At 73.0% G+C, this 14,348-nt stretch carries 15 protein-coding genes; 12 read left to right on the top strand and 3 right to left on the bottom strand.

The window, feature by feature from the left end; translation table 11 throughout:
• The first annotated feature begins 149 nt into the window (after positions 1-149).
• Complete coding sequence (locus tag HN031_RS05020) at positions 150-1,139, top strand: DNA-binding response regulator (RefSeq protein ID WP_172267160.1); 990 nt, start codon at positions 150-152, stop codon at positions 1,137-1,139.
• Between the two features lie 16 nt (positions 1,140-1,155).
• On the opposite strand, the gene HN031_RS05015 is transcribed toward HN031_RS05020, so the two are convergent.
• On the bottom strand, positions 1,156-2,067 hold the full coding sequence (locus HN031_RS05015) for a diacylglycerol kinase family protein (protein ID WP_367650649.1): 912 nt from the start codon (positions 2,065-2,067) through the stop codon (positions 1,156-1,158).
• A gap of 182 nt (positions 2,068-2,249) precedes the next feature.
• Between HN031_RS05015 and HN031_RS05010 the strand changes: the two genes are divergently transcribed.
• From HN031_RS05010 to purB, 4 genes are read left to right on the top strand one after another with little or no spacing between them, the layout of a single operon-like run.
• A complete protein-coding gene (locus HN031_RS05010; protein WP_172267157.1) occupies positions 2,250-3,533 on the top strand; it encodes an adenylosuccinate synthase in 1,284 nt (427 codons plus the stop codon).
• A complete protein-coding gene (gene purD / locus HN031_RS05005; RefSeq protein WP_172267154.1) occupies positions 3,530-4,798 on the top strand; it encodes a phosphoribosylamine--glycine ligase in 1,269 nt (422 codons plus the stop codon). Before HN031_RS05010 ends, purD begins: the two co-directional genes overlap by 4 nt.
• The gene (locus tag HN031_RS22195) at positions 4,791-5,357 is read left to right on the top strand and encodes a DUF402 domain-containing protein (protein ID WP_172267151.1); all 567 of its coding nucleotides are present in this window, start codon (positions 4,791-4,793) and stop codon (positions 5,355-5,357) included. The genes purD and HN031_RS22195 overlap by 8 nt, the downstream gene beginning before the upstream one ends.
• A complete protein-coding gene (gene purB, locus HN031_RS04995) occupies positions 5,354-6,781 on the top strand; it encodes an adenylosuccinate lyase (RefSeq protein ID WP_172267149.1) in 1,428 nt (475 codons plus the stop codon). The genes HN031_RS22195 and purB overlap by 4 nt, the downstream gene beginning before the upstream one ends.
• A 25-nt stretch (positions 6,782-6,806) precedes the next feature.
• On the opposite strand, the gene HN031_RS04990 is transcribed toward purB, so the two are convergent.
• Positions 6,807-8,261 (bottom strand): MFS transporter, encoded by a 1,455-nt coding sequence (locus HN031_RS04990; RefSeq protein WP_172267147.1) that lies wholly within the window; start codon positions 8,259-8,261, stop codon positions 6,807-6,809.
• A gap of 80 nt (positions 8,262-8,341) precedes the next feature.
• Between HN031_RS04990 and HN031_RS04985 the strand changes: the two genes are divergently transcribed.
• Together HN031_RS04985 and HN031_RS04980 are read left to right on the top strand one after the other, a co-directional pair.
• Positions 8,342-8,611, top strand: coding sequence for an acylphosphatase (locus tag HN031_RS04985; protein ID WP_172267145.1), 270 nt, complete (start codon positions 8,342-8,344; stop codon positions 8,609-8,611).
• A gap of 51 nt (positions 8,612-8,662) precedes the next feature.
• Positions 8,663-9,541: a hypothetical protein gene (locus HN031_RS04980; protein ID WP_172267143.1), complete on the top strand. Its 879-nt coding sequence runs from the start codon at positions 8,663-8,665 to the stop codon at positions 9,539-9,541.
• Here HN031_RS04980 and HN031_RS04975 read toward each other — a convergent pair.
• The gene (locus tag HN031_RS04975; RefSeq protein WP_172267141.1) at positions 9,525-10,517 is read right to left on the bottom strand and encodes a sulfotransferase; all 993 of its coding nucleotides are present in this window, start codon (positions 10,515-10,517) and stop codon (positions 9,525-9,527) included. The genes HN031_RS04980 and HN031_RS04975 overlap by 17 nt on opposite strands.
• Before the next feature lie 131 nt (positions 10,518-10,648).
• On the opposite strand from HN031_RS04975, the gene HN031_RS04970 reads away from it, so the two are divergent.
• Genes HN031_RS04970 through HN031_RS04950 form a run of 5 tightly spaced genes read left to right on the top strand, consistent with a single transcriptional unit; the run spans position 10,649 to position 14,348 of the window.
• Positions 10,649-11,200, top strand: coding sequence for an antibiotic biosynthesis monooxygenase (locus HN031_RS04970; protein WP_172267139.1), 552 nt, complete (start codon positions 10,649-10,651; stop codon positions 11,198-11,200).
• A 16-nt stretch (positions 11,201-11,216) separates the two neighbouring features.
• Positions 11,217-12,110, top strand: coding sequence for a phosphoribosylaminoimidazolesuccinocarboxamide synthase (locus tag HN031_RS04965; protein WP_172267137.1), 894 nt, complete (start codon positions 11,217-11,219; stop codon positions 12,108-12,110).
• Positions 12,107-12,547: an SRPBCC family protein gene (locus HN031_RS04960; protein ID WP_172267135.1), complete on the top strand. Its 441-nt coding sequence runs from the start codon at positions 12,107-12,109 to the stop codon at positions 12,545-12,547. Before HN031_RS04965 ends, HN031_RS04960 begins: the two co-directional genes overlap by 4 nt.
• 32 nt (positions 12,548-12,579) lie before the next feature.
• Complete coding sequence (locus tag HN031_RS04955; RefSeq protein WP_172267133.1) at positions 12,580-14,163, top strand: long-chain fatty acid--CoA ligase; 1,584 nt, start codon at positions 12,580-12,582, stop codon at positions 14,161-14,163.
• On the top strand, positions 14,163-14,348 hold the full coding sequence (locus tag HN031_RS04950; RefSeq protein WP_172267131.1) for a hypothetical protein: 186 nt from the start codon (positions 14,163-14,165) through the stop codon (positions 14,346-14,348). Before HN031_RS04955 ends, HN031_RS04950 begins: the two co-directional genes overlap by 1 nt.

Genomic DNA, 14,348 nt, shown 5'->3' with positions numbered 1-14,348 from the left:
CCGGAGTCGTCCCCCGTGGCGACTCCGACGCTGTGCTCCGTCGGAGCAGGCCTTGCCGCACACCCCCGTACGCGACTCGGCGGCCCCAGTATGGAGTGGCCGGTCCCTGCCACCTAGGTCGCGAGTGCCGACGGCACTAAACTGCCAGCATGGCTCGCGACCCGTCCTCGGTGCTGGCGGCCCTCGGCCTCGACCGGCGGGCCGAGCAGCTCTACTTCCGCCTGGTCCCCGTGTCGGGCCACACCGTCGCCGGCGCCGCCCGCCTGGTGCAGCAGCCGCCCGCCCAGCTGCTGCGCGCCCTGGCACCGCTGCAGCAGCTCGGGCTGGTCACCTTCACCGGCGACCGCATCGTGGTGCCGCCCCTCGCCGAGGCCCTCTCCGCGCTGGTGCAGCAGGAGTCGCGGCAGGCCGCGCTGTCGGCCGCCCGTCTCGGCGAGCTCGCTGCGGCGATGCCGCACCTGGTCGCGGCGGCCACCCGCCCCGACGAGGGCGACCTCACCGACGTGCACCCGCTCGACGGCGAGCTCAGCTCGGGCGGCAACCCGCTCGAGCTGCTGCAGCTGATGATCCGGACGAGCCGCGGCGACATGCTGTGGCTGCGCCCCGACGCGTGGGCCATGCCGCGGGAGTCGCGGGTCAGCGAGGTGCTGGCCGAGGCGATGGCGACCGGGCGGCGGTCCCGGGCGATCTACCCCGTCCGCGCCCTCGACGAGGCGCCCGAGGCGCTGCGCACGCGCGCTCGCCTCGGCGAGCAGGTGCGGGTGATGTCGGAGGTCTCGACGCGCATGTTCATCTTCGGCGACGCCCACGCGGTGCTGCCCGAGCCGCTGGGCTTCTCCGACGAGCCGCGCGTGCACGTGCGGCAGCGCTCGATCGTCGCCGCGCTCACCCTGTGGTTCGAGCTGCTCTGGTCGCGAGCCGCCCCCGTGCCGGAGCTCGAGGCGGGCCGGGGCCGTCCCGACGAGCGGCAGTTCCTCCTCGAGCAGCTCATGGCCGGTGCCACCGACGAGGTCATCGCGCGCAAGCTCGGCATCGGACTGCGCACGGTCCGTCGCCGGGTCGCCGGGCTGATGACCGAGCTCGGCGTCGAGACCCGCTTCCAGGCCGGTGTGGAGGCCGTGCGCCGCGGCTGGCTCTGACGGCTCGCGGAGCGCGTCAGGGCAGGATCATGGAGTACGCCGCCGACTCCAGGCGCCAGCTCCGGCTGCGCTCCGGTCCGGAGATCTCGCCGTCCGCGGACAGCCAGAACTCGTCGCCGCTGACCTTGACCGACCTCCCGCGCAGCGTGACGACGTCGTCGCGCTCGTCGTGCTCGCCCTTGCGCAGCCGGGCGACGTAGCCGAGCTTGGCGAGCGGCTCGACGGAGCGGCTGATCATCACGTCGAGCAGGCCGTCCTCGGTGTCGGCGTCCGGGTTGAGCTCCGTGCCGCCGCCGACGTTGCTCCCGTTGCCGATCGCGACCATCAGCACCGGGCGGTCGACGTCGTTGACGACCGTGCCGTCGAGCTCGACGCGCAGCCGCCAGCTCGGCGGGTGGAAGGCCGACAGGAGCGTGCCGATGGGGTAGCCGAGCTTGCCGAGGTTGACCTTGCCGACGCCGACCGCGCCGAGCCGGCCCTTCCACTTGGCGCCCTTGCGGCTGGCCTGCGCCCCGACGCCCACGTGGACGTTGTTGACCACCACGCTGCCGGTCTCGTCGATGATGAGGTCGACCGGTCGCGGGCGACCGGACAGCACCAGCCGGGCGGCCTCCTCGATGTCGAGCGGGATGTCGTTGCCGCGGGCGAAGTCGTTGCCGGTGCCCATCGGCAGCAGCGCGAGCGTCGCCTCGGCGAGCTCGTGGCGCCGGTGCAGGGCGGTCACGACGGCGTGCATGCTGCCGTCGCCGCCCGCCACCACGACCGTACGTCCGCCGGCCCGGTGCAGCACGCCGTCGAGCTCACCCGGGTTGGTCGTCCTCGCGACCTCCACCGACGCCTTCTCGCGGAGCACGTCGAGGGCCGAGGCCAGGCGCTCCTCGTCGGAGGTACCGGCCTCGGCATTGGTGATCACGAGAAGCGAACGCACGGCCGGACACTAGCCCACCGTCGGCGGGCCGCAGTCCACCCGCACGGCGCGGTCCCCGAGGTGCGGTAGCGTGGCGTCGCAAGAGCCCCGGCGCCTTGTGCCCGGGGCACTTGCCATTTCACACCCGCACCATGCTGACCGACTGCTCACCAAACTGCTGACGTGACTTGAGGAGGGCTGAGATGCCCGCGATCGTCGTGCTCGGCGCCCAGTGGGGCGACGAGGGCAAGGGGAAGGCCACCGACCTGCTGGCCACCACGGACCCGATCGACTACGTGGTCCGCACCAGCGGCGGCCACAACGCCGGCCACACCATCGTCGTCAACGGCGAGAAGTACGCCACCCACCTGCTGCCCAGCGGCATCCTGACGCCGGGAGCCACCTCGGTCATCGCCGGTGGCGTGGTGGTCTCGCCGGAGGCGCTCTTCCGCGAGCTCGACGGGCTCATCGCCCGCGGCGTCGAGGTGGCCGACCTCAAGGTCAGCGCCAACGCGCACGTGATCGCGAGCTACCACGCCACGATCGACAAGGTCACCGAGCGCTTCCTCGGCAAGAACCAGATCGGCACCACGGGCCGCGGCATCGGCCCGGCCTACGCCGACAAGATCAACCGCGTCGGCGTACGCATCGCCGACCTCTTCGACGAGAAGATCCTGACCCAGAAGGTCGAGGCGGCGCTCGACGTCCGCAACCACCTGCTGACCAAGGTCTACAACCGTCGCGCCATCGAGGTCGACGCGGTGGTCGAGGAGCTGCTGTCCTACGCCGACCGGCTGCGCCCGATGGTGTGCGACACCTCGCTGCTGCTCAACAAGGCCCTCGACGCCGACCAGACCGTCCTCTTCGAGGGCGCCCAGGCGACGATGCTCGACGTCGACCACGGCACCTATCCGTTCGTCACGTCCTCCAACCCGGTCGCCGGCGGCGTGTGCGTGGGCGCCGGCATCGGCCCGACCCGCATCGACCGGGTCGTCGGCGTCATCAAGGCCTACACCACCCGCGTCGGGTCGGGACCGTTCCCGACCGAGCTCTTCGACGACGACGGCGTCCAGCTCCAGCAGCTCGGCGGCGAGATCGGCGTCTCCACCGGCCGCACCCGCCGCTGCGGCTGGTACGACGCCGTCGTGGCGCGCTACGCCAGCCGGGTCAACGGCCTCACCGAGCTGTTCCTCACCAAGCTCGACATCCTCGGCGCGTGGGAGCAGATCCCGGTCTGCGTGGCCTACGAGATCGACGGCCAGCGCGTCGAGGAGATGCCGATGACGCAGACCGAGTTCCACCACGCCACCCCCGTCTACGAGTACTTCGAGGGCTGGCAGAGCGACATCTCCGGGTGCCGCTCGTTCGACGAGCTGCCCAAGAACGCCCAGGCCTACGTCCAGGCGCTCGAGGAGATGTCGGGTGCCCCGATCTGGGGCGTCGGCGTCGGCCCCGGACGCGAGCAGACCGTGGTGGTGCGCGGGTGAGGACGCTCGTCGTCGGCACCGGCGGACGCGAGCACGCCCTCGCCCTCGCGTTGTCGCGCGACCCGGCGGTGACCGAGGTGCACGCCGCCCCCGGCAACCCGGGGATCAGTGAGGTCGCCACCCTCCACGCGGTGGACCCGATGGACGGGCCGGCCGTCGCGGCGCTGGCCACCTCGATCGGCGCGGACCTCGTGGTCGTCGGGCCCGAGGCTCCGCTCGTCGCCGGCGTCGCGGACGCCGTACGCGCCGCCGGGATCGCGGTCTTCGGCCCGTCGGGCGACGCCGCCCGCCTCGAGGGCTCGAAGGACTTCTCCAAGCGGGTGATGGCCGCCGCGGGCGTGCCCACGGCCGGCTCACGCACCTGCACGTCGCCGGAGGAGGTGGCCGCGGCGCTCGACGCCTTCGGCGCGCCGTACGTCGTCAAGGACGACGCCCTCGCGGCCGGCAAGGGCGTGGTCGTGACGAGCGACCGCGACGAGGCGCTGGCCCACGCCGCGGGCTGCGCGCGGGTCGTCGTCGAGGAGTTCCTCGACGGGCCCGAGTTCTCGCTGTTCGTGGTCTGCGACGGCACGCAGGGGCGCCCGCTGCTCCCGGCCCAGGACTTCAAGCGCGTCTTCGACGGTGGCCGGGGCCCCAACACGGGCGGGATGGGCTCCTACTCGCCGCTCCCGTGGCTCCCCGCGGGCACCGTCGAGACGGTCATGGCCGACGTGGTCGCGCCGACCCTCGCCGAGATGCGCCGCCTCGGCTCGCCCTTCGTGGGCTGCCTCTACGTCGGGCTAGCGCTGACCTCGAGCGGCCCCCAGGTCATCGAGTTCAACTGCCGCTTCGGCGACCCCGACGTGCAGCCGGTCCTGGCGCTGCTCACCTCGCCGCTCGGCGCGCTGCTCAGGGCGGCCGCCGACGGAGACCTGTCGACCGCCCCCCAGCCGACCTTCGCGGCCGGTGCCGCCGTCTCCGTGGTGATGGCCAGCGCCGGCTATCCCGAGGGCACCAGCACCGGCGACGTCGTCGTCGGCACCGAGACCCTCACGGTCGAGACCGACGTCGACGTGATCCACGCCGGCACCGCGCGCACCGACGCCGGGCTGGTGACCGCGGGCGGCCGGGTGCTGGCCGTCCGCGCGACCGGGGCGGACGTCGCCGACGCCCGCGCGAAGGCGTACGAGGGCATCAGGACCATCAGCTTCCCCGGCGCCCAGTGGCGGCGCGACATCGCCGCCGAGCCGCTCGGCGTCGTCGAGGGCGCCCTGTCCCGTGGCTGAGCAGCCACGGTTCGACCCGGGCGCCGACGTGCGCGTGCGCGAGGTGCTGCACGGCGCGGAGTGGGCGTCGTGGTCCGAGACGGCCGTCTCCGACGACCCGGCCGAGGGCGGGGTGCTGGCCACCCTGCAGCGCGACGGCACGGCCCTGACGTTCCCCGAGCACCCGTTCCCGCACCCGTGGGGCCACCTCGACGCCTGGGAGGGCACCACGGTGCTCAAGCTGCGCCGCGCCGGTGACTGGTACTCCGTGTGGCGGTTCTTCGACGACACCGGCTTCCGGTCGGCCTACGTCAACTTCGAGACGCCCTACGTCCGGGGCGCCGACGGGATCGACGTCAACGACCTCCAGCTCGACATCGTCGTCCCGCGCGAGGGCGCGTGGCGGTGGAAGGACGTGCAGGACCTCGCGCCCACGCTCGCCAACGGCCGGATCACCCACGACGAGCTGCTCGCGGTGCTCACCGCGGCGGCCGAGGTCGCCGACCTGCTCGACCGCGACGACCGGTGGTGGGCGCCGTGGGACGACTGGTCCCCCGCGGATGGGAGGATCGCGCCGTGAGCGTCCCCACCGTCCCCAACGTGCTGGCCACCCGCTACGCCGGCGCCGACCTCGCCCGGATCTGGTCGCCCGAGCACAAGATCGTCCTCGAGCGGCAGCTCTGGGTCGCGGTGCTCAAGGCGCAGCGCGACCTCGGCATCGACGTGCCCGACGGGGTCGTCGAGGCCTACGAGGCGGTCCTCGAGCAGGTCGACCTCGACTCCATCGCCGCGCGCGAGCGGGTCACCCGCCACGACGTGAAGGCACGGATCGAGGAGTTCTCCGCGCTCGCCGGCCACGAGCACGTCCACAAGGGCATGACCTCGCGCGACCTCACCGAGAACGTCGAGCAGCTGCAGGTACGCCGCTCGCTCGAGGTGGTCCGCGACCGCGCGGTCGCCGCGCTGGTCCGCCTCGGCCGGCTCGCCGCCGAGCACGAGACCACCGTGATGGCCGGTCGCTCGCACAACGTCGCCGCCCAGGCGACCACCCTCGGCAAGCGCTTCGCCACGGTCGCCGACGAGATGCTCATCGCGGTGCAGCGGGTCGAGGAGCTGCTCGCCCGCTACCCGCTGCGCGGGATCAAGGGGCCGATGGGCACCGCGCAGGACATGCTCGACCTGCTCGATGGCGACGCCGACAAGCTCGACGACCTCGAGCAGCGCGTGGCCGCCCACCTCGGCTTCGACGAGGTCCTCACCAGCGTCGGCCAGGTCTACCCCCGCTCCCTCGACCTCGACGTCGTGTCCGCGCTGGTCCAGCTGGTCAGCGCCCCCTCCAACCTCGCCACCACCGTCCGGCTGATGGCCGGCAACGAGCTGGTGACGGAGGGGTTCAAGGAGGGCCAGGTCGGCTCCTCGGCGATGCCGCACAAGATGAACAGCCGCTCGTGCGAGCGGGTCAACGGCCTCGCGGTCGTCCTGCGCGGCCACCTCTCCATGGTCAGCGAGCTCGCCGGCGACCAGTGGAACGAGGGCGACGTCTCCGACTCCGTCGTGCGCCGGGTCGCCCTGCCCGACGCGTTCTTCGCCACCGATGGGCTCTTCCAGACCTTCCTCACCGTGCTCGACGAGTTCGGCGCCTTCCCGGCCGTCATCCAGCGCGAGCTCGACCGCTACCTGCCCTTCCTCACCACCACCAAGGTGCTGATGGCCGCGGTCCGCAACGGGGTCGGCCGCGAGGCCGCCCACGAGGCGATCAAGGAGGCGGCCGTCGGCACCGCACTCGCGATGCGCGGCGGCCAGGCCGACAACGACGTCTTCGCCAAGCTCGCCGCCGACGAGCGGCTGGGCCTGACCCGCGACCAGATCGAGGCGCTCGTCGCCGACCCGATCGAGTTCACCGGCGCCGCGGTGGCCCAGACCCGTGCGGTCGTCGCCCGGGTCGAGGCGCTCGCGGCCCGCCACCCCGACGCGGCGGCGTACGTCCCGGGCGCGATCCTCTGACCCAGGCTCTCCGGCCCGGCTGCGGTCAGTCCCCGAGCCGCCAGGACCGTACGGCGGCAGCGAGGGCGACCGCGAGCACGGCGAGCGCGGCGAGCAGGGCCGAGCGCGCGGCGACCGGCGCCGACGCGACCGAGCTGACGGCCTGGTAGACGGTCATCAGCAGGGCCGCCCCCAGCGCGGACCCGATGCGCTGGCCGGTCTGCAGCGCCCCGCCCGCGGCGCCGCCCATCCGGGGCGGCACCTCGGCGAGGGTGAGCGTGAAGTTGGGCGAGATCACCCCGCCACCGCCCACGCCGGCGAGGAACATCGCGGGGGCGAGGGTCCACCACAGCGAGTCGGACGGTGACGTGACCAGCCAGGCCGCGAGGGCCGTGCCGGTCATCATCACCGACAGCGCCAGCAGCGTGATCCGGCGCCCGATGCGCCCGACGAGCCGGCCCGCGAGCGGCGAGGTGGTCGCCGCGCCGACCGCGAACGGCGTCATCAGCAGCGCGGCCTGCAGCGGCGAGAAGCCCTCGCCGTCCTGGAGGTGCACCGAGAGCACGAGGAAGATGCCGGTGAACCCGGTGAAGTAGAGCGTCCCGACGAGCAGGCCGTTGGCGTAGCCGGGCAGGCCGCGCAGCAGCGACACGTCGAGCAGCGGCGGCCGTTCGAGGCGCACGGTGCGCACCTCCCAGCGCACGAAGGCCCAGGCCAGGGGCGGGAAGGCGAGCAAGAGCAGCAGCGGCAGGCCGGCCCCGGCCTCCAGGCTGATCAGCGGGTAGAGCACCGACAGGACGGTGAGGCCGAGCAGCAGGGCGCCCGGAAGGTCGACACGGGTGTCGCGCTCGGTCGCGTCGGCGCCCGCGGTCCCGGCGTCGTTGTCCGGCACGAGCCGCCGGATCAGCACCAGCGCCACCAGACCGATCGGGACGTTGATGAGGAAGAGCGACCGCCAGCCGTTCTCCTCGCCGAGCAGGCCGATCAGCGCCCCGCCGATCAACGGACCCGTCGCCGAGGCGACCGCCACGGTGAAGCCGAACATGCCGAAGGCGCGGCCGCGCTCCTCGCCGCGGAACAGCTGCTGGATGAGGCCCGAGTTCTGCGGCGTCAGGAGGCCGGCGCTGGCGCCCTGCGCCAGCCGGGCCACGACGATGGCCGCCGCGTTGGGCGCGAGCCCGACGGCGGCGCTCGAGACGATGAAGCCGACCAGGCCGATCGTCATCATCCGGCGTCGCCCGTGCGCGTCACCGAGCCGCCCGCCCGCGACGAGGGTCATGCCGAACGCCAGGGCGTAGCCGGAGACGACCCACTGGATGGTGGCCGCGGACGTCTCGAGGCTCGCGCGGATGGAGGGGACCGCGACGTTGACGATGGTGACGTCGAGCAGCGACATGAAGCCCACCACGAGGGACACCGCGAGCACCCGCCAGCGGCGTGGGTCCGGCTCGTACGCCGGCTCGTCGGTGGCGGCGCCGTCCGCCTGCTCGCGCTGGGTCATCGTCGCCAGCCTGCCACCGGGCCCCACGGCGCTCGGACTTTGGTCCGGGAAACGTTCGTCGAAGGTCGCATGATGGGGGCATGAAGGCGATACAGGCGCGGGTGACCGGACGGGTCCAGGGCGTCTCGTTCCGGTGGTACACGCAGGAGCGGGCCCGCTCGCTCGGCGTCACCGGATGGGTGCGCAACGAGCCCGACGGCTCGGTGCTCCTGCACGCGGAGGGCGAGGACGACGCCGTGGACGCGCTGGCGGCCTGGTGCGCGACGGGCCCCTCGACCGCCCGGGTCGCAGACGTCGCCGTGCGCCCGGCCACCCCCACCGGTGCTGCCTCGTTCGACGTCACCGGTTGATCTCCTCGCGGGTCGCCAAACTCGACTGGGTTTGTCGACTATCGTGGCCACATGACCACGGCCACCGCGACCCTGCCCTCCTACGACGACGTCGAGGTCGTGGTGCCCGCGCCGGGCCCCGGCGCCGGCAACTGGGCTGGCGCGGCGAGCGCCGTCCTGGTCGACGGAGTCTTCTGGCTCACCTGGCGCGTGCGACGTCCGCTCACCGACGGCCGCGGCGTCGCCGTCGTGGTGGCCCGCTCGACCGACGGCGTCGCCTTCGAGCCCGTCGCCGAGGTGGCGCGGGAGGCGTTCGGTGCCGAGTCGTTCGAGCGCCCCGTGCTCGTGCCGCTCCGCGAGGGCGGGTGGAGGCTCTACCTCTCGTGCGCGACGCCGGGCTCCAAGCACTGGTGGGTCGACAGCCTCACGGCCGACACCGTGGAGGCGCTCGCCGACGGCGTACGCCGACGGGTGCACGAGGGTGACGCGCACACCGGCGTGAAGGACCCGGTCATCACCGTGGGCGACGACGGCTACGAGATGTGGCTGTGCTGCCACCCGCTCGACGAGCCCGGCCACGAGGACCGCATGACGACCCGGCGGCTCACCAGCCCCGACGGTCTCGCGTGGGAGGACCACGGCGAGGTGCTGGCCGGCCGCGACGGTGAGTGGGACGCGCGCGGGGCACGGGTCAGCGCGGTCCTGCCCGACGGGACGGTGCTCTACGACGGTCGCCCGGACGCGGAGTCCAACTGGTTCGAGACCACCGGGGTGGCGACCTGGGACGGGACCACCGTGACCCGCCTCGACCACCCGCCGATCGCCTCGCCGCACTCCGACGGGGCCTTCCGCTACGCCACCGCCGTGCCGCTGCCGGACGGTCGGGTCCGCTACTACGTCGAGGCCGCGCGCGACGACGGCGCGCACGACCTCGTCACCTGCGTGCGCTGATCGACGTCACCGTCGCGCTGCCGGCCCGCTCCGCGTAGGAGCCGCGGCTCTCGGGTGAGAGCCAGTCCTCGAAGTCCTGACCGGTGAGCTCGCTCAGCAGGCCGATGTCGTCGGCGTACGTGTCCACCAGCCGCTGGCGGTGCACGGCGTCGAGCCTCGGCCGGGCGGCCTCGGCGTGGTCGCTCAGCAGGCCGATCGACAGCGGGTGGAGGCGTCGCCACACCTGGGGCGGCGCGAACTGGCCGAGGCGCGCGCCGCTCCGCACGACCGGCCCGAAGACCTTGGGGCGCCACCCCGGCGGGACGAACCCGCGCGAGTTGTCGCGCGGGATCGACTCCACGAGCCCCTCGCGGATGCCGAGGAACCGGCTCACCCGGTCGACCGTCGCTCGCGGCTCGTCGACGAGGTCGCGGTAGCGGACCACCAGGATCCGCTGCGGGTCGACGTAGCGGTGGAGGTGCTGGAGCTGCTCGCCATAGCGGCCGAGCTCGCGGTAGCGCCAGAACGGCGCCCAGCCCGCGCGGACCCGCTCGTCCTCGCGCTCGAGCGCGGTGGCGAAGTCCGAGACGGGCTCGAGGCCGTCGGACCAGAGGTGCATCCAGTTGCTGTAGGCGCGGTCGATGGGATCGCGGACCACGGCGACGAGCCTCACCTCGGGGAGGTCCTCGGCGATGCGCCGGTGGGCTCCGCGGCTCCAGAGGTAGAAGGGCGTGCTCTCGCCGCGCACCTGGTGGTCGGCAGCGGGCTCGAACAGCCGGAAGTAGCGATCGGCGCGCCAGATCCACTCCTGCTGCGAGTGCTTGTCGCCGGGCCCGCACCACGCCGGCGGAGGTGCGCCGTCGCAGAGCCAGTACTTCGGCTCCTTGGGGTCGGTGACGAAGACGTCCGGGTGCTGGGCGAGCGCCGCGTGCAGCGCGGTGGTGCCGGCCTTGGGGGCGCCGATGACGAGGAAGTCGGGACGCGGGGCTCGGGTCATGGTGGCTCCGGGGGTGGCAAGGGTGTGTTTGTAGACTAGGTCACTGCACAATCGTGCGCCACGGGCCACGTGGCCGGGATCTCGTCGTCGTCGGCTTCGCCGCGCGCCGTCGATCGCCCGACACTGGGCGCATGACCGCCCCCGTCACCGTGTCCGTGACCCGCCACGTCGACCCGTCGCGCTCCAGCGAGATGCTGGCGTGGGTGCAGGCCGGGACGTCGCTGGCGGAGCGGTTCGACGGCTTCCTCGGCTCGGGGTGGGTGCGGCCGAGCGAGGACTCGGCCGACTGGCACATGCTCTACCGCTTCGCCGACACCGACTCGCTCGCCGCGTGGGAGGCCTCCCCGCAGCGGGCGTGGTGGCTCGAGGCCGCGCAGGGGAGCGTGGAGGAGAGGCGCCGCGAGCGGCGGACGGGCATCGAGGGCTGGTTCGACGAGCCGGCGTCGGTCGAGTCGCTCAGCGCCGCCCCCGTGCCGCCGCCCCGCTGGAAGCAGATGGTCGTCATCTCCATGGTCTTCCTGCCGCTGAGCCTGCTCGCCAACTTCGTCGCCTCGCGCACCATCTCGGGCTGGCCGCTCGTGCCGCGCGTGGTGCTGGTGACCTCGGTGATGACCCCGCTCATGACGTACGTCTTCCTCCCGTGGATGACGCGCCGGATGAGCTGGTGGCTGCACCGCGCGTGAGGGCTAGGCTCCTCGCGTGGCCGACCTCAACATCCCCGCCGCCTCGGTGATCGAGGGCGCCACCCACGTCCACTCGGGCAAGGTGCGCGACCTCTACCGCATCGACGCAGGCGAGCACGAGGGTCGCCTGCTCATGGTCGCGAGCGACCGGATCTCGGCCTACGACTTCGTCCTCGACACGACGATCCCCGACAAGGGCGAGATCCTCACCCGCATGTCGCTGTGGTGGTTCGCGCAGCTCGACGGGCTGGTCGGCAACCACGTCGTCTCGACCGACGTGCCCGCCGCCGTGGCCGGACGGGCCGTGGTCTGCGAGCGGCTGGAGATGTTCCCGGTCGAGTGCGTGGCGCGCGGCTACCTGACCGGGTCGGGGCTGCTCGACTACCAGCGATCCGGCGAGGTGTGCGGCATCCCGCTGCCGGCCGGCCTCCAGGACGGCAGCCGCCTGCCCGAGCCGATCTTCACCCCCGCCACGAAGGCCGACCTCGGCGACCACGACGAGAACGTCGACTACGAGGCCGTCGTGGAGGCGGTCGGCGACGACGCCGCAGCCGAGCTGCGGATGCTGACCATGGAGGTCTACGACCGGGCCCACGACATCGCGAGGGACCGCGGGATCCTCCTCGCCGACACCAAGCTGGAGTTCGGCAGGCGGGCCGACGGCACGACGATCCTCGCCGACGAGGTGCTCACGCCCGACTCGAGCCGCTTCTGGCCGGCGGACGCGTGGCAGCCGGGCCGCGCCCAGGCGTCGTACGACAAGCAGGTGGTGCGCGACTGGCTGACCGGCGAGTCCGGGTGGGACCGGTCCTCCGGCGAGGCGCCGCCGCCGCTCCCCGACGCCGTCGTCGAGCGCACGCGCTCGCGCTACGTCGAGGCCTACGAGCTGCTGACCGGGGAGACCTGGTGAGCGCACGCACGATCTCGGCCACGGTCGAGATGTCGGTCCCCGCCGCGGAGGCGTTCCGCTACCTCTGCGACCCGCGCAACCGCCCGGAGTGGCAGTCCTCCCTGCTGTCCGTCGAGGTGCCGGCCGACGAGGAGCCGCACCTCGGCCAAACGTGGCGCGAGCGCACGGCCGTCGGCGTACGACCCCACATGGAGACGACCGTGCTGACGCCCTTCCGGGTGTGGGCCGAGCGCGGCCACTGGCGCGGGGTCAGCGCGACCCTCGAGCTGCACTTCACCGAGCGGCCCGGCGGCTGCCGGGTGCGCGCCACCGGCGAGGTCGCCGGCCGCGGCCTGTGGTCGCTGCCGGCCGGCGCGGCGGGACTGATGGCCTCGGCCGCGATCGCCGCCGACCTCCGCAAGGCGGGGCGGATCCTCGAGGCGCGCGGCGGTGCGTGACGGGCGTCACGCGGCCTGAGTAGGTTGGCGCCATGGCCAACCTCTCCTCGCTCCTCGAAGGCTCCGCGCAGGCGCACCCCGACCGTACGGCGGTGGTGCTGGGCGACACCCGGCTCACCTACGCGCAGGTGGACGCCGCAGCCAACCAGGTGGCCAACCTGCTGGTCTCGCGCGGCATCGAGGCGGGCGACAAGGTGGCGCTGAGCTGCCCGAACCTGCCCTACTTCCCGATCGTCTACTACGGCATCCTCAAGGCCGGGGCGACCGTCGTGCCGCTCAACGTCCTGCTCAAGGGCCGCGAGGTGGCCTACCACCTCGACGACTCCGACGCGAAGGCCTACTTCTGCTTCCAGGGCACCCCCGAGCTCCCCATCGGGGCCGAGGGTCACGCCGGCTTCGAGCAGACCGACGGGTGCGAGCACTTCTTCGTGATCACCGCCGACCCGGCCGCCGAGTCGCCCATCGAGGGGGCGCAGACGCTGGGCCAGGCCCTGAAGGGCCAGTCGCCGGTCTTCGAGACGCGCGAGGTCGGCGCCGACGACACGGCCGTCATCCTCTACACGTCCGGCACCACCGGCCAGCCCAAGGGCGCCGAGCTCATGCACCGCAACATGATCTCCAACGCCCTCGTCAGCGACGCGCTGTTCGGCGCCGACGCGGACGACCCCGACACGCTGCTCTGCGTGCTGCCGCTGTTCCACTCCTTCGGCCAGACCGTGATCATGAACGCCGGCTTCGCGTTCGGCGGCACGGTCGTGCTGCTGCCGCGGTTCGAAGCGGGTCCGGCGCTGGCGCTCATGGACAAGGAGGACGTCACCTTCTTCGCGGGGGTGCCGACGATGTACTGGGGCCTGCTGGGCGCCCTCGACGACTCCGGCGTCGACGTGAAGAAGCTCGCCGACACGCTGCGGGTCGCGGCGGCCGGCGGCTCCGCGCTGCCCGTGGAGGTGCACAAGGAGTTCGAGCGCCGCTTCGGCGTGACCATCCTCGAGGGCTACGGCCTGTCCGAGACCTCGCCCGTCTCGAGCTTCTCGGTCTGGGGCGAGCCCGCGCGCGTCGGCTCGATCGGCAAGCCGATCCCGGGCGTGGAGATGAAGCTGATCAGTCCCGAGCCCGGGGTGCGCGAGGACCTGCGGGACGCGGAGGACGGCGAGGACCCCGAGAAGGTCGTCGGCGAGATCGCGATCAAGGGCCCCAACATCATGAAGGGCTACCACGGCCGCCCCGACGCCACCGCCGAGGCGATCGTCGACGGCTGGTTCCGCTCGGGCGACCTCGCCCGCAAGGACGCCGACGGCTGGTACTACATCGTCGACCGGTCCAAGGACATGATCATCCGCGGCGGCTACAACGTCTACCCGCGCGAGATCGAGGAGGTCCTGCTGACCCACCCGGACGTCTCGCTCGCGGCCGTCATCGGCGTGCCCCACGAGAGCCACGGCGAGGAGATCAAGGCCGTCGTCATCCGCAACGACGGCGCCACGGTGACCGAGGACGAGCTGGTGGAGTGGGGCAAGGAGCAGATGGCGGGCTACAAGTACCCCCGCGTCGTCCAGTTCGTCGACGCCCTCCCGATGACCGCGACCGGCAAGATCCTCAAGCGCGAGCTGAGCTGATGCGCGCGCTGCTCGTCGCGCTCGGCGTCGCGATGGTGCTGGTCGGTGCCGTCTGGACGTTCCAGGGCCTCGGCTACCTCGAGGGCAGCCCGATGACCGACCAGAGCATCTGGGCGGTCCTCGGCCCGCTGCTGGCCGGGCTCGGTGTCGGCCTGGTCATCGTCGCGGCGCGTCGCCGCGGGTGA

The organism is Nocardioides sp. zg-1308, assembly GCF_013155375.1.
GTDB lineage: Bacteria > Actinomycetota > Actinomycetes > Propionibacteriales > Nocardioidaceae > Nocardioides > Nocardioides renjunii.
Note: the sequence above shows the minus strand (reverse complement) of the source record. Positions and strands in the feature narration are given on the sequence as shown.

Bases quoted from the DNA above. Each gene is read 5' to 3' on its own strand.
- HN031_RS05020 (WP_172267160.1), top strand. From the start codon at position 150: ATGGCTCGCGACCCGTCCTCGGTGCTGGCGGCCCTCGGCCTCGACCGG.
- HN031_RS05010 (WP_172267157.1), top strand. From the start codon at position 2,250: ATGCCCGCGATCGTCGTGCTCGGCGCCCAGTGGGGCGACGAGGGCAAG.
- HN031_RS04990 (WP_172267147.1), bottom strand. From the start codon at position 8,261: ATGACCCAGCGCGAGCAGGCGGACGGCGCCGCCACCGACGAGCCGGCG.
- HN031_RS04985 (WP_172267145.1), top strand. From the start codon at position 8,342: ATGAAGGCGATACAGGCGCGGGTGACCGGACGGGTCCAGGGCGTCTCG.
- HN031_RS04980 (WP_172267143.1), top strand. From the start codon at position 8,663: ATGACCACGGCCACCGCGACCCTGCCCTCCTACGACGACGTCGAGGTC.
- HN031_RS04975 (WP_172267141.1), bottom strand. From the start codon at position 10,517: ATGACCCGAGCCCCGCGTCCCGACTTCCTCGTCATCGGCGCCCCCAAG.
- HN031_RS04970 (WP_172267139.1), top strand. From the start codon at position 10,649: ATGACCGCCCCCGTCACCGTGTCCGTGACCCGCCACGTCGACCCGTCG.
- HN031_RS04955 (WP_172267133.1), top strand. From the start codon at position 12,580: ATGGCCAACCTCTCCTCGCTCCTCGAAGGCTCCGCGCAGGCGCACCCC.
- HN031_RS04950 (WP_172267131.1), top strand. From the start codon at position 14,163: ATGCGCGCGCTGCTCGTCGCGCTCGGCGTCGCGATGGTGCTGGTCGGT.